A 13,529-nucleotide genomic window follows, 5' to 3' on the forward strand; every position below is an offset into this window, starting at 1 on the left:
CATCCTCGACAATCTCGGCTCTCACAAAGCCAAGGTCATCCGCGATGCTATCAGGGCTGTCGGCGCCAGACTTTGGTTCCTGCCGAAATATTCCCCCGACCTTAATCCGATCGAGCAGGCCTTCGCCAAGATCAAGCACTGGATGCGCCAGGCGCAAAAGCGAACCATCGAGGAAACCTGGCGCCATCTGGGCTTACTCGCCGACACCATCAAGCCAGAGGAATGCGCCAACTACTTCTCAAATGCTGGCTACGCTTCCGTCAAAACATGAAAGGCTCTAGAAAATATGACTGATCGCTGCAGACGATCAATCGACGAAGACGCCGACGCTTGCGGCCCGGCCCATGGCGTCGATCACCGTGAGCTTTGAGTAGCCGCCGCCGTCCGGGATCCACTGATTGGTGCGGCGCCGGGAAATATCGGGCAAAGGCTTGCCATTTGCGAGCCAACGGAAGGGCGCGCGTCCGCCCTGCAGCTTCAGCATCAACGGCGAGAGATCGCCGCTCTTCGCCCCAAGGTCGACATGTGCGCCCTCCGGTGGATAGACGATCTGCGGCGCCGGTTCACGGCCGGAGGTCGCCAACAGGCCGCTTGGATTGATGGCAAAGCGACGCTGGCTGATCGGCAGTTCTGGTTGGGCGATCCGTATTGCTCCCAAGGGCGGGCGCGGGAGGGGCGTCGTCGCAATCCCTGACTTTGCGAAACCTTCAAAGAGGATCGGCGCGGCAGTGCCGTAACCCGTCAATCCCGGGACAGCGCCATTGTCAGGGCGCCCGACCCAGACGCCGAGGACATAGCGCCCATCGTAGCCGACGGACCAGGCATCGCGATAGCCGTAGCTGGTGCCGGTCTTGTAGGCGATCCCGCGTTTCGGAGCGCCGGCCGGTGGAATGACGCCCGAGAGGATATCTGCGACATTCCAGACGGCCACCGGATCAAGCATGCCCTCGCCATCGATCTTGCCGGGGCGGTCGTTGACGCCATCGCCGATGCGGACCGGCTGGCCACGATTGGCAAGCGCGGTGTAGAGCTGGACGAGATCCTTCAACGTGATGCCGAGGCCGCCGAGACCGATTGCCAGCCCGGGTGTTTCGTTCGGGGGCAGCAGGGGACGCACTTCGGCGCGGCGAAAACGGATCAGCAGCTTTGCCGGATTGACTGCATCGAGCAACTTGACCGCCGGGACGTTCAGCGACAGCTGCAGCGCCTCGCGCACCGTGACGTCGCCCTGATAGCTCATATCGAAATTCCGCGGCCTGTAGCCGAAGAAATCGGCGGGGCGGTCCTCGATGATCGTCTCCTGGCTGACAAGGCCTTCTTCGAATGCGAGGCCATAGATGAATGGCTTCAGCGTCGAGCCTGGCGAACGGCTGGCGCGCGTCATGTCGATCCAGCCTGAACGGCTGGCATCGAAGTAGTCGGCCGAGCCAACCTCGCCGACAATGTCGCCCGTTTGTGCATCGGCCATGACCATGGCAATTGACAGCTTCGGACCCAGTTTCAAGGCGGAGGCATGGGCAACGGCCTCCAATCCTGCTTGCACCTGTTTCTTCAGGGTCGTCTCGTATTGCCGTGCTTTCGGATCCTTGCGTCGTGCCGCTTCGGCAACATGCGCTGCAAGCGCCGGAAGCTGCATGCGTTGAGACGGCACCGGCACGATTTCGGCACGCGCCGCCTCACCCTCGCCGACAGCTTCGGAGACCGCGACACGCTCGAGCACCCGTTTGCGCGACACCTCGGCTGTCGCGAGGTTGCGGTCCGGCCGACGCTTTTCAGGCAGCTGTGGCAGCGCGACGAGGAGAGCGGCTTCGGCGACCGTCAGCCGCCGCGGCTCCTTGCCGAAATAGGCGAGGCTCGCAGCCCGTACACCCTCGAGATTGCCGCCATAGGGTGCATGCGTCAGATAGAGATCGAGGATCTGCGCCTTGGATAGCCGCCGCTCGATCTGGATGGCGCGTGCCATCTGCAGGAGCTTTGCCGACAGCGAGCGGCCCTGTCGCGGCTCGATCAGCCGGGCGACCTGCATCGACAGCGTCGATGCACCGGAGACGATGCGGCCATTGGTAACGAACTGCAGGGCGGCACGTGCCATTGCCTGAAGATCGACACCGGCATGGCTGTAAAAACGCCGGTCCTCGTAGGCGATCAGCATCTTGAGGAATTGTGGATCGACATCGGCGGCTGTGGTCCTCAGACGCCAAAGGCCTTCAGGCGTTGCAAAGGCACGCAGCAACTGACCATCCGCATCGACCACTTCCGCGGAGACCGTTTCCGCCTTGTCGAGCGGCGGCGGATAGGCCCGGTCGGTGATGTCAAGCAAGACCAACCCTGCGCCGGCAAGGATGATCCCGGCAGCGCTTCCGATCGCGAGCTTCCTTACAAGTCTCATTTCGACGCTGCGGTGACCTCCATCTTGCCGGTCGCGGTGCGTGCGGAAAGCTGTGGTCTGTACATGTCCTCGACGACGGCGGCCGGATGATCGTAGATGCCGGGGGTCACGGCGCGCACGACATAAGCGATATTGATTTCGCGATTGTCGTCCGCCGACCGATTGAACGCGGCCACGAAGCGGTCATTGCGGAATTCGGTGTGGGCCGCCGTTACCTCGCCGATCCAGTCGAAGTTCGTCAGTTGCGCGCTGTCGACCAGGTTCGGATTGTCGATCTGGAAGCCGGCCGGAAGCAGGTCCGTCACGACGATCCGCGACGGCCAGTTGTTGCTTTCCGTGACATGCAGCACGACGACATAGCGCTCGTTCTGCTTGGCTTCGGTCACATTCGCCTGCTCGCCATCCATCGTGTAGTAGGTGCGCTCGATGGCAAAGCCGTCACCGCCCGCGGGCGGCGGCACGACAGGGGCAGCAATTGTCGTCACCACCGCCGAGACAGGCTCGCCGGTCTGGTTGGTGAGCGTAAGCGCGTTGCCCATCAAGGCATCCCCGGTCATCTTCGCCATGTAGGCGCCATTGTGCAGCGCGCCGTTGACGTCGATCTTGATAGAGTCGTCGCCGCCCTGAATTGCGCGCGCGGCAAGCAGCATCCAGGCCTGTTCCTGGGTGCTCGTGTATTTGCTGCGATTCCATTCCTTGGCGACAGCTTTCGCCAATTCCGAAACCACCGGCGGGACCGGACGGCTTTCGGCGGCAAGAGCAAGGATTGCGGCACCATCGCGCAGGATCGAGCCGTAATCCGTTCTCGAAAGATTGACGCGCGTCACCATGGACTGTTCCGACATCTGCAATGCGTCGACAAAGATGTTCTTCGAGCGCGTCGCATCGCCATAAAGCGCCAGTGCTGCCGCGATATGAGCCTTGGCGAGCGGCGTCGGGAAGTCATTGATCATCGTGTCGGCATAATAGCGAAGGTCGCTGATCGCTGCCTTCTTGTTGCGGGCGAGAACGTAGAGCGCATAGGCAATCTGGTCGCCCTGATCCTTGACATTGACATCATAGCTCAGCGCGTTCTGAAGGTTCTCCAGAGCTTGCGCGAATGCACGATCCGGGACGTCGTATTTCTGCTCGCGTGCGCGCGTCAGGAAATCGGTGACATAGGAATCGAGCCAGAGGTCGCCGCTATCAGGTCCCCAGAGCCCGAAGCTTCCGGCGGACGCCTGATAGGAAAGCACGCGGTAGATTGCGTCCTGAACGCGCTTCTTGACGTCGGCGTCATCCTCCCGACCGGCCTCATGCGCAAGCTCGCTCAGATAGAGCAGCGGCAGGGCACGGCTGGTCGTCTGCTCGGCGCAGCCGAACGGGTAACGGTCGAGCGACATCAGCAGAGCCGGTATGTCGAAGGCGGCCGAACGCGTGACGCTGACGCTGACGGAGGCGCCTTGTAGAACGCTGTCTGCCAGCAATGCCTTGTCGACCGTCAGCCTGGTGGCTGGATTGAGCGCCAGAACGCGGCGTTCGGTCAACGGCAGAACAGCTGGTCGAACAGGAACGTCAACCGTCTGATCCAGCGACAGGCCGGCCGCGTCAGCGAGATTGATCGAAACGCTGCCATGGCCCGGTTGCGTACCGGTAACGCCGAGTGTCACGGCTGATCTGGCGCCGGCCTCGAGATGAACAGTCTGTGACGCCTCGCCAATGCGCACGGCATCGTTGCCAGCAACGGTCAGCTTGAAGTCGCCTGCCGGCGCGTCCGTATTGGCGATATCGAGCCGAAGCTCGGAGGTATCTCCGGGGGCGAGGAAGCCCGGCAGGCTCGCCGTCACCACGACAGGGTCACGAATGATGACGTCCTTCGTCGCATGGCCAAGGCCGGCTTTCGACCAGGCGACCGCCATCACGCGGGCAGTACCGTTAAACTGGGGAATGTCGAAGCTGACATTGGCCTTGCCTTGGGCATCCAGCTTCACCGGACCAGAGAAGAAGGCAACAAGCTTTTGCGTCGGCGGGCTTCCCTGAAGTGCCACAGCGCCTCCGTCGCCGCCGGTTCTCAGCTTGCCGGTCGCGCCGAGCGAACCGTCGATAAGCCGTCCGTAAAGGTCTCGAATTTCGAGACCGAGCTGACGCTGTCCGAAATACCAGTCTTCTGGGTTCGGTGGCTCGTAGCGGGTCAGATTGAGAATGCCGACATCAACAGCCGCGACCGTCACATAGGCGTCCTCGTTGGCGCCCGCGCCGGCAACGGCAAGGGTGATCGGCAGCGGTGCGTGCGGCAGCATCTTCTCCGGCGCATCGATCGCTACCTGCAATGCCCGCTCCGCCGGATCGACCTTCAGCCATTTCACGCCGATCGCGCGCATCGGCATGTGGCTGTCCTGAGCATCACCGGGGCGGAACAATGTCGCGGTGACATAGGCGCCAGCCCCCCAATTTGAAGTGACGGGAATATCGACTTCGCCACCGTTCTCGCCAATGGATGCGTTCTGGATGGCCACGAGGGTTTCCGTACCGGCCGCGATCATCAATTCGCCTGCGTAGCGCGATGAGACCTTCAACTTCGCCGTCTCGCCGATCCTGTAGCTCTCCTTGTCGAGCGCGATCTCAAGCCCGTCAGGCGTCTCCGTCGACGTTGCCTGGACGAACCATCCCGCATCAAATTCTACGCTCGAAGCAGGGCCGTCCGTCTGCGTGCTTTCGACCTCGAGGCGGTAGCGGCCCCAGGCGACGGGAGACGATATCTTCGCGCCGTCCAGGGACGCATCGAGATTGCCGTTGGCGACCTGCTCGGCGGTATAGATCGGCTCGTATTTCCAGGCGGTGCCGTCGCGATACCATTGATAGTCGCGGTTCAGCTTGTAGAGTTTCCAGCGCAGGCCGCTCATCGCCTGCTTCGCCCCGTCTGCATCAACGCCGATAATGGTGAAGTTCGCGATCGAATTCTCGCCAAGGTCGCCGGAGAATTCCGGCTTGATGCCGATCATCGGGCTCTGGTTCTTGACGGGAAGCACGAGCGAACGCTCGATGGCGCGGCCACCGGCTTCCTGCATGCGGATATAGACCGTGGCGTTCAGAAGCTGCGTCGAAGCCGGCAGATCGCCGACAGTCAGGTCGGTGGTACCTTGGCCATCTTCGTCGAGGTCTGGCAGGCCTTCTATGGTCTGGCGCGTCTCTTCGCTGGCTTCCTCGTCGGCAAGGCCAAAGAAGTAGCCGGGGAAGGCGGCCGCCTCGCGGGTCGGCTTGATCACGACATCGCCTTCGAGCGACAGCCCTGCCGCAGGTGCGCCATAGAGATACTTGCCTGATATATTGATCGTTGCTGACGTCTCCGGACCGATTACCTTCGCCTCTGTCTTGATCTCCATGTCGGTGCGATCCGGCACGAAGTCATCGACCAGGAAGGTTTTTGTCGCGATCGGCGAGCCTTTTGGGTCGGTGTGAATGTTCATCGTCCAGGTGCCGCGCATGGCATTTTCCTGAACGGGCAGGTCGATGGCATAACCGCCGACATTGCTGGTCTGGCTGACGATCCGCCGGTCCTCGACACCATCGGGGCGCAGAAAAATGAAGGTCAGCGGCAAGCTCTCGATGGCCTTGCCATCGGTATCGCGGGCAAGGGCAGCCGCGTGGACTGTCTCGCCAGCGCGGTAGATGCCGCGTTCCGTCCAGCTCAAGACATCGATGGCGCCGGGGGAAGCACGCCCGGTGACGCCACGATCGGAGAGATCAAAGCCCGCGCGCGTCATGTCGAGGAAGACATAGTCGGCGCCCCCTTTCCTGGCGGTGATGACAGCGGGTGTCAGGGCAGCCGTCGCACGCATCAGACCGGCGGTGAACGTCGCCCGACCGTTCTCATCGGTCGTTGCAGTGCCGAGTACTTCATTGTTCTTCGCCAGAAGCTGGAGCTCAACGCCAGCGATCGGCTTTGCCGAGGCGAGCGAGCGGGTGAAGACGTTGAGGCCATCGGTACCCGCGTATGTCGTGATGCCGATATCGGAAACCACGAACCATTGTGTCGCCTGGGCATTCCAATCCTGATCCGGGGCGTTCGGCGCCGTTGCCGTCAGCACATAGACACCAGGCTTGCGCTCGGGCAGCGCCTCATCCACCGGGAAGCTGGTGACGACATCCTTGTTGAGGTCGTTGGTCATCTCGATCGAGCCTTGCCAGACAAGTTCGCCGCTCTCGTCTTCGATGCGCTGTGCGCTGTATCCGTCGAGCTGCGTCAGGAATTGCGAGCTAGTCAAAAGCGGAGCGATGCCGCGATCGCCGATACGATAGAGCTTGAGATTGGTCGACGTCATGTTGACGGAAACGATCGGTATCCCTCGACGTGCCGTTGACGGCAAGACGAAGCTGTCGCCGGTGAAGCGTACGCTGGCTGTGCGGTCCTTGACGTAGATATCGAGGCTGACGGGGGCCTCAAGCGCTTCGTCGACCGAAGAGGGCAGGCCGGTGCGGAACGTGATCTTGTAATTTTCGCCGTGGGTCAGCCCTTCGATGCAGACCTGCTTGTCCTTGGTCTCGAGCGCCTTGGGGGCTGCACCGTTCAGCGTCACGAAGGGCGTATAGTCCTGCGTCTTGACCAGGGTTTCGGAGAATGTCGCGCAGATACGGGGATTTGCGCTATCGGCATCAACCGTATGCTCGGTGATCCGAAATCCCTGCGTCGATTTCAGCTGCAGGAAGGCCGCCTGGACCTCCTTCGAGTTCACGAGTGCCAGGCTTGCCTTGTAGGCATTGAGTGCGGCGCGATAGTTGGTGTTCTTGTCGAGTGCTGCGGCAAGCACGGAAAGAGCCTCGGCACGGGCAGAGGTTGTTCGCGTCAAGTCATAGCCATTGACCGCGTCCAGCACAGCCTGTCCGTAGATCTCGCTGCCATCGTTGTCGTCGGTCTTTGTAAAGCTGTCGCCGGCGCGCGCCGTTTCCAGCCAAAGATCGGCATTGTCGGGGGAAAGTGCGAGCGCACTTCGGAAGGATTTCACGGCATCAATGACATTGCCTGCCGTCAGGTCGAGACGGCCGTTGGCGATCAGGCTGTCGGCGCTCTGGCCCTGCTGATCGTCGGCCACCTCAAGATTTACCTTGTCGTCGCGGGCCTGCTGGAGCACATCGCCGGAGAGAAAGCCGAGCCGCGGGGCAGCCCCAATGTCCGGCTCCGGCTTTGCAGCGGCAGTCTCGACGATCTTGCCAGCGATAGCGCCCGGGAAGGCGTTCATTGTCTTGAAGTCGGACTTCAAAAAGCACCACTTCACCTTCGGATTATAGGTGAAGGCCTTGCAGGACTTGTCGCCGATGCAGGATGTCTTGCATTGATCCAGCGTAAGGTTCTGTTCGGTCCGCAGATCGAAGCCGAAGTAATCGGCGTCCTGGATTGTCTGGATTTCGCGTTTTACGTCTGCCGCAAATGCCGGAAGGCTTGGAGTGATTGAGGCGAGAGCAACTGCGGCTATGGCGAAAAACGCGCGTACAGACATAGGTCCCCCCAAGGTGACTGGCGCTGGTCCAGAGTGCACTCTCCGCACTCCACAACCGGTTGTCAACTTGGCCAAAGCGTTGTTTCGGAATGAACCAAGGGTGGGCAAGGACAGATGGGGGACGCTGCTATATACGGTCTATATCCGGGTGGCCCATGAATTCCCAATCGGCCACTCCTGCTCGCTCCTCACATTTGTCGTTAACGGTTTGTTACCGTTAACAGCGATCTATTGGCGAGCGAATTCGCCTCAGCGCGGAACATATTGTCCTCAATGCCGTTATCCGCTCGCCAACATGCTGTTGAGCGTAATCAGTGTTGCAAAATAAGCAGAAACAAGGGGCAATCATGGACAGCGATGTCGAAACACAACGCCGGACAGGCGGCGCCCCGCGTGAAAGCGTCTTGATCGTTGAAGATGACTTTCTCGTTGCGCTAGATCTTGAAACAACAGTCAGGGAAATGGGGCTCGATGTCGTCGGTGTCGCAACCGACAGAAGGCAGGCTTTCTCACTAGCCGCACAGGCCGACATCGCCTTTGTCGACGTCAACTTGGCTGACGGCGCGACTGGCCCAGAGATTGGTCAACGGCTCGTCGATGAATTTGGCGTAACGGTCGTCTTCATGACCAGCAACCCCGCGGCGGTCGTTGGCCGTGTTCACGGAGCACTGGGTGTGGTCAGCAAGCCGGCAACGCCATCGATCGTGCAGAACTCTCTGCGTCATGCGCTTGATGCGCGCCGCAGTGCGTGACGACGCTGTAAGTCGAAAAATGCGCGATATCCGCCAGCTATCCGTGTCGCCATGCGGCCAGAGCTATACCGTCTGAACGTCCAACTGATCCACCGCTGCAATCACGCCTCGGAGCTCCGCCAGGCCCTTCAGCCGGCCGATGCAGGAATAGCCTGGATTGACCTTCTTTGTCTGGTCGTCAATCAGAAGATGGCCATGGTCGGGGCGCATCGGAATGACGCTGTCTGCCCTTCCGGACGCGGCCCGGCGGCGCTCCTCCCGACGTAGCGCCGAGATCAGCGAGACCATGTTGACGTCGCCGCCGAGGTGCTCGGACTCGATGAATGAGCCGTCCGGTTCCTTGCTGACATTTCGCAGATGCGCGAAGTGGATGCGCTCGGCAAAGCGGCTCGCCATGCCGACGACGTCGTTGCCGTGGCGCGAGCCGTAGGATCCGGCACAGAGGGTTATGCCGTTGGCAGCATGATCGACCGCTGCAAGGATGGTCTCGATATCTTCCGACTTCGAGACGACACGAGGCAACCCGAACAGCGAGAAGGGCGGGTCGTCCGGGTGAATTGCGAGACGTACGTTGTTTTCGACGGCTACCGGCACGACCTCTTTTAGAAACTCGACCAGATTGCTGCGCATGTCGTCGTCCGAGAGCTCGTCGAAAGCCGCGATATGCCCGCGGATGGTTTCCCGCGTGTGGCTGTCCTCGCCGCCGGGCAGACCGGCAATAATATTCCTCTCGAGGGTATCCACATCCTCCTCGCTCATGCCTGCCAATCGCTGGCGCGCCGCTTCAACGAGCGGAGCGTTGTAGCTCTCTTCGGCCGCAGTACGCTTCAAGACAAAGACGTCGTAGGCGATGAAATCGATCATGTCGAAGCGAAGCGCCAGGCCGCCAACGGGCGTCGGATAGAGCAGGTTGGTACGTGTCCAGTCCACGACGGGCATGAAATTGTAGCAGACTACAGGCACGCCGCCTTTGCCGAGATTGGCAAGACTCTGCTTCCACGCATCGACATAACGACGCCAGTTTGCGTTTCGCAGTTTGATCGCCGAATTGACAGGGATCGACTCGCATACCGACCAGACCATACCGGCATTTCTTACCAGGGCCATGCGTTCGGCAACGTCATCTGGCGTCCAGACCCGGCCGTCATAGATATGGTGGAGCGCGGTTACGATGCCGTGCGCGCCGGCCTGACGGGCATGGGACAATGTGACAGGATCCTGCGGTCCGAACCAGCGCCAACTTTCCAGCATTACAGACGACCTCCCTAATATGTTGGACAATTAAGCGCACTTTATTTGATCTTCGCAAGCCAAAAGCGACGATTGCCAAAATAAGGCCAACATAATAGATTTTCCGGAGAACGGAGCTTTTCACTGTGCAGTTCTGCAATCGCGCCTCGGCGGTAGATGATGTCGTCCGACAAATCCGCGGTCTTATCCGCGAGCGGGGGCTTGGTGTGGGCGACGTCCTGCCGAGCGAAGTCGAGCTGGCCGCGATGTTCGATTCCAGCCGAAATACGGTGCGCGAAGCCTTCCGCACCTTGAAGGCGTACGGAGTCGCCGAATCCAGGCAGAAGGTCGGCGCCGTGCTGACTGACCAGCATCAAAATGCCATGCGCGATCTCTTTTCCTTTGCCATGGAGATTTCGGTCGATGCCTTCCGCGATATCCAGGGCTATCGGCGACTGACGGAAATGAACCTGTTCGATCTGCTTGCTGACCGTCTGACCGATCAGGCTCTTACCGAGATGGAAGCAGCCAACGCAGCCATTCTGACAGCGGAAGACGCCGAGCGTGCCTCCGAGCTCGATTTCGAGTTTCACCGGCTGCTGGTGGACGCGGCCGGCAATCGCACATTGACGGAAACCTACGGAATGCTGAAGCCTGTCATAAAGCGATTGATGCTCGCCGGAAAATCGCAACGACTGACTTTGGAGACGGTTGTAGCCGAGCACGGCGATATTCTGGAGGCTCTGCGCTGTCGTGACCGGATTGCCTTTGTCTATCACATGGATCGGCATCTCAGCGCCGGTCTTGAGTTCATTTCTGAATGAGATGCCGAACAGTGGGAGAGGCTGATGGGAGAATATGCCGGCAAGATCGCAATCGTTACCGGGACAACCGGAATCGGACGCGCGATCGCATTGCATCTGGCGCGCGAGGGCGCGGCCGTTGCCTGCCTTGGCATCGATGAAGAGGCGAACACCAAGCTTGCGGAGATCGGTGCGGAGGACGGTCTGGCCCTGCGCGTTATCCGAACGGATGTTTCCAACCCCGCAAACGTGGCTGACGCCTTTGCTGAAGCCGTCGCAGCCTTTGGTGGTGTGGATATCATCGTCAATTCGGCGGCGGTGCACCCTTACGGCAATGCCACCGATACACCCTTCGAGACGTTCATGCGCTGCATGGCGGTGAATGTCGGCTCGATCCATCTGACAGCCGAGCATGGCGTGCCCGAGATGCGCAAGCGCGGCGGCGGCGCGATCATCAACATTTCAAGTGTGCAAGGCTTTGCCTGCCAGCCTGGCGTTTCTGCCTACGTCGCTTCGAAAGGGGCGATACACGCGTTGACGCGGGCGATGGCGATCGACTTTGCGGCAGACAATATACGCGTGGTGTCGATCAGCCCCGGTTCGGTGCGCACACCGATCCTGGAGCTGGCGGCACGCACATTCGAAGGAGAGGATGCCGATATCGATGCGGTGTTTCGGCGTTTCGGAAAGGCGCATCCGCTTGGCCGCATTGCTGAACCCGAAGAGGTGGCCGCACTCGCGGCCTTCCTGGCGTCGGACAAGGCTGCGTTCATTACCGGATCGGATCACCGTATCGATGGAGGCCTGACGGCCGGTATCGGGGTGCGCTGAGGGCCATGCCCGGCCCTTTGGCCGGGCAGGCGCTTTGTTAGATGAGACCGGTAAACAGCCCGATGCCCGCGAGTGCGGCAATGCCGCCAGCCGAGCGCATGACGATTACTCCTTGCTGCTCGCTGATCTTGCCGATCAGGTAGCCAATGGTGATGCCGGCAATGTGAAGCACTGAGGTTGCCAGCATGAAGCCTGCTGCATAGGCAATGCCGGCGGCAGCCAGGGGCATTTCGGAGCCGTGCGCTTGTCCGTGAAAGATAGCAAAAAGGCCGACGACACCGGCTGCGATGGCAGCGGGAGCGCGGATGCCCAGCGCGACGATGGCGCCGAGGACGATCACGGAAAAAGCAATGCCGGCTTCGACAAATGGAACGGAAATTCCCATCATCCCGAGTGCGCCGCCGATCGCCATCACCGACACAAAGGTGGTCGGCACGAGCCACAGCGCACGGCCGCCGAGCTGCCAGGCGAGAACGCCGACGAGGATCATCGCGAGAACGTGATCGAGCCCGGAGACGGGATGGGTAAAGCCGTGGGCGAACCCAACTGTTTGGCCAGTGCCGGTGTGGGCGAAGGCGAGCGATGGAGCAAGGACGCAAACCGCGAGCGCGGCGTTAAATCTGGAAATCTTTGAAAACATGGGAGGCCCCTACTATGTGCACGTTGTCCAGAAAATGGCACGCGGGATCAGGGGGATAAAGCAAAAAGATCAGCGACACCGTCATTTGACGTAGTTCAGCATCGACCGCTCAAGTCGGCTGCAGCATGCCAAACACGGCGACAAGCCCAAGCACGGCAAACCCCAGGACTATTTCGGCGCCAGTCGCCCACTTGAGGGGCTCGAGCGAGGGGTTGCGAGCAAGCCTTGGAACAAGAAGGTAACGATTGCCTATCGCAAGCGCGATCAGCGCGAACACGATGAGGATCTTGATACTGAGCAGAAGCTGATACTCGAGCTGCCAGTCCAGTGGAACGGATCCGACAATCAGTGCTGTATTGATGACGCCGGTCGTGATGACGAGTGCCACGGCAACATGACCCGCGGTTGAAAATCGCATCAACGCCGTCCGTGCGTCCCCCTGCCATCGGGGATCTCTCAACAACGGCAAGGTGACGACGATGGGGACCAAAGCGCCGAGCCAGGCGCCACCCGACAGGAGATGCACTCCATCATTGAGGCGATGCATCATGCGTAACCAGCCGCTGTGCATCGCGGCATGGCCGCTGAGCGTGAGGCTCATGAGCAGCAACCCGGCGCTCATCGCGCGGGCACCGTGTCTGAAACGGCCCGTTACCAGGCAAGAGACGATCAAAAGACCGGCGGCGCAAGCCTGGGCAATCCAGGCCTGCCCGACACTGGTCCCTGTAAGGACGGAGGATAGCATTTGCGGCGCAAACGCGTCGGCCCAGCCCTCGCCGATCGCAGCCGCTCGCAGCGGGAGCAGGGACGCGGTCGTGCCGACGGTCAGAAGCGTTGAGAGGCCATAGCAATGACGGAGCCGTCGGCTCACCTGTGCCGCCAGATCTGCTGGCGCAATCCAGCAGATGTAGGCTGATGCGCCCCACAAAAATATGGCGGAACCATAGAACAGGAAGCGGCACAGGACGAGCGCGGCGTCTGGTGTCACGGCTTGACTGTGAAGCCGTATGCGCCCGTGGTCTTATGGCCGTCTGTCGAAAGAACGTGCCATTCCACTTCATAGACGCCGGGATCGAGCTTTTCCGGAAGAGGAACCATCAAGGTCTTTCCTTCATCCGTCAGCATGGCGTCACCGGTCTTCACCGAAGCCTTGTCCGGGCCGATGATTTTCGCGCCGGAGAATTTAAGATCCAGCTCTTCGGAAAAGTGCAGGTCGAGCTCGTCGGGAGAGACTGCGACCGTTGCCTTGTCGGCGGGCACGCTCTTGGTCAGATGAGCATGTGCAAAAGCCTGCCCGGCAAAGACGACGAGTGTAATCGCCGACAGTGCGGCAAAGCGTGAATGTTTAGGCATGTTTCTATCTCATATTCTGGTCACGGTTCTGATGCGTTAGCGCATGCGAGCCTGGTG

At 60.6% G+C, this 13,529-nt stretch carries 10 protein-coding genes; 4 read left to right on the plus strand and 6 right to left on the minus strand.

The window, feature by feature from the left end; translation table 11 throughout:
- Positions 1–271 (plus strand): transposase (locus tag AF71_RS24470; protein ID WP_210258344.1); only part of this gene is annotated, 271 nt, incomplete at its 5' end.
- Between the two features lie 36 nt (positions 272–307).
- Here AF71_RS24470 and pbpC read toward each other — a convergent pair.
- Positions 308–2,389 (minus strand): penicillin-binding protein 1C, encoded by a 2,082-nt coding sequence (gene pbpC, locus AF71_RS24475; protein WP_169683578.1) that lies wholly within the window; start codon positions 2,387–2,389, stop codon positions 308–310.
- Entirely contained in the window at positions 2,386–7,863 is a 5,478-nt protein-coding gene (locus AF71_RS24480; RefSeq protein ID WP_169683580.1) for an alpha-2-macroglobulin family protein, read from the minus strand. The genes pbpC and AF71_RS24480 overlap by 4 nt, the downstream gene beginning before the upstream one ends.
- 347 nt (positions 7,864–8,210) lie before the next feature.
- Between AF71_RS24480 and AF71_RS24485 the strand changes: the two genes are divergently transcribed.
- Positions 8,211–8,615, plus strand: coding sequence for a response regulator (locus AF71_RS24485; RefSeq protein ID WP_169683582.1), 405 nt, complete (start codon positions 8,211–8,213; stop codon positions 8,613–8,615).
- A gap of 63 nt (positions 8,616–8,678) precedes the next feature.
- Here AF71_RS24485 and uxuA read toward each other — a convergent pair whose 3' ends face one another.
- Positions 8,679–9,866 (minus strand): mannonate dehydratase, encoded by a 1,188-nt coding sequence (uxuA, locus tag AF71_RS24490; RefSeq protein ID WP_169683585.1) that lies wholly within the window; start codon positions 9,864–9,866, stop codon positions 8,679–8,681.
- 125 nt (positions 9,867–9,991) lie between these two features.
- Here uxuA and AF71_RS32290 point away from each other — a divergent pair, with 125 nt between their 5' ends.
- On the plus strand, positions 9,992–10,669 hold the full coding sequence (locus tag AF71_RS32290; RefSeq protein WP_169683587.1) for an FCD domain-containing protein: 678 nt from the start codon (positions 9,992–9,994) through the stop codon (positions 10,667–10,669).
- Positions 10,670–10,693: 24 nt separating this feature from the next.
- Positions 10,694–11,479 (plus strand): SDR family oxidoreductase, encoded by a 786-nt coding sequence (locus AF71_RS24500; RefSeq protein ID WP_169683588.1) that lies wholly within the window; start codon positions 10,694–10,696, stop codon positions 11,477–11,479.
- 37 nt (positions 11,480–11,516) lie between these two features.
- Here the strand turns inward: AF71_RS24500 and AF71_RS24505 are convergent, their stop codons facing one another.
- The 3 genes from AF71_RS24505 to copC all read right to left on the minus strand — a co-directional run bounded on the left by AF71_RS24505 (position 11,517) and on the right by copC (position 13,472).
- Positions 11,517–12,119: a HupE/UreJ family protein gene (locus AF71_RS24505; protein ID WP_169683590.1), complete on the minus strand. Its 603-nt coding sequence runs from the start codon at positions 12,117–12,119 to the stop codon at positions 11,517–11,519.
- A 109-nt stretch (positions 12,120–12,228) separates the two neighbouring features.
- Positions 12,229–13,107 (minus strand): copper homeostasis membrane protein CopD, encoded by an 879-nt coding sequence (copD, locus tag AF71_RS24510; RefSeq protein WP_169683592.1) that lies wholly within the window; start codon positions 13,105–13,107, stop codon positions 12,229–12,231.
- Positions 13,104–13,472 carry a copper homeostasis periplasmic binding protein CopC gene (gene copC / locus AF71_RS24515; RefSeq protein WP_169683593.1) on the minus strand — a complete coding sequence of 123 codons (369 nt, stop codon included), beginning with the start codon at positions 13,470–13,472 and terminating at the stop codon, positions 13,104–13,106. Before copC ends, copD begins: the two co-directional genes overlap by 4 nt.
- Between the last annotated feature and the right edge of the window lie 57 nt (positions 13,473–13,529).

Source organism: Rhizobium sp. 57MFTsu3.2 (assembly GCF_012932765.1).
GTDB classification, from domain to species: Bacteria; Pseudomonadota; Alphaproteobacteria; order Rhizobiales; family Rhizobiaceae; genus Rhizobium; species Rhizobium altiplani.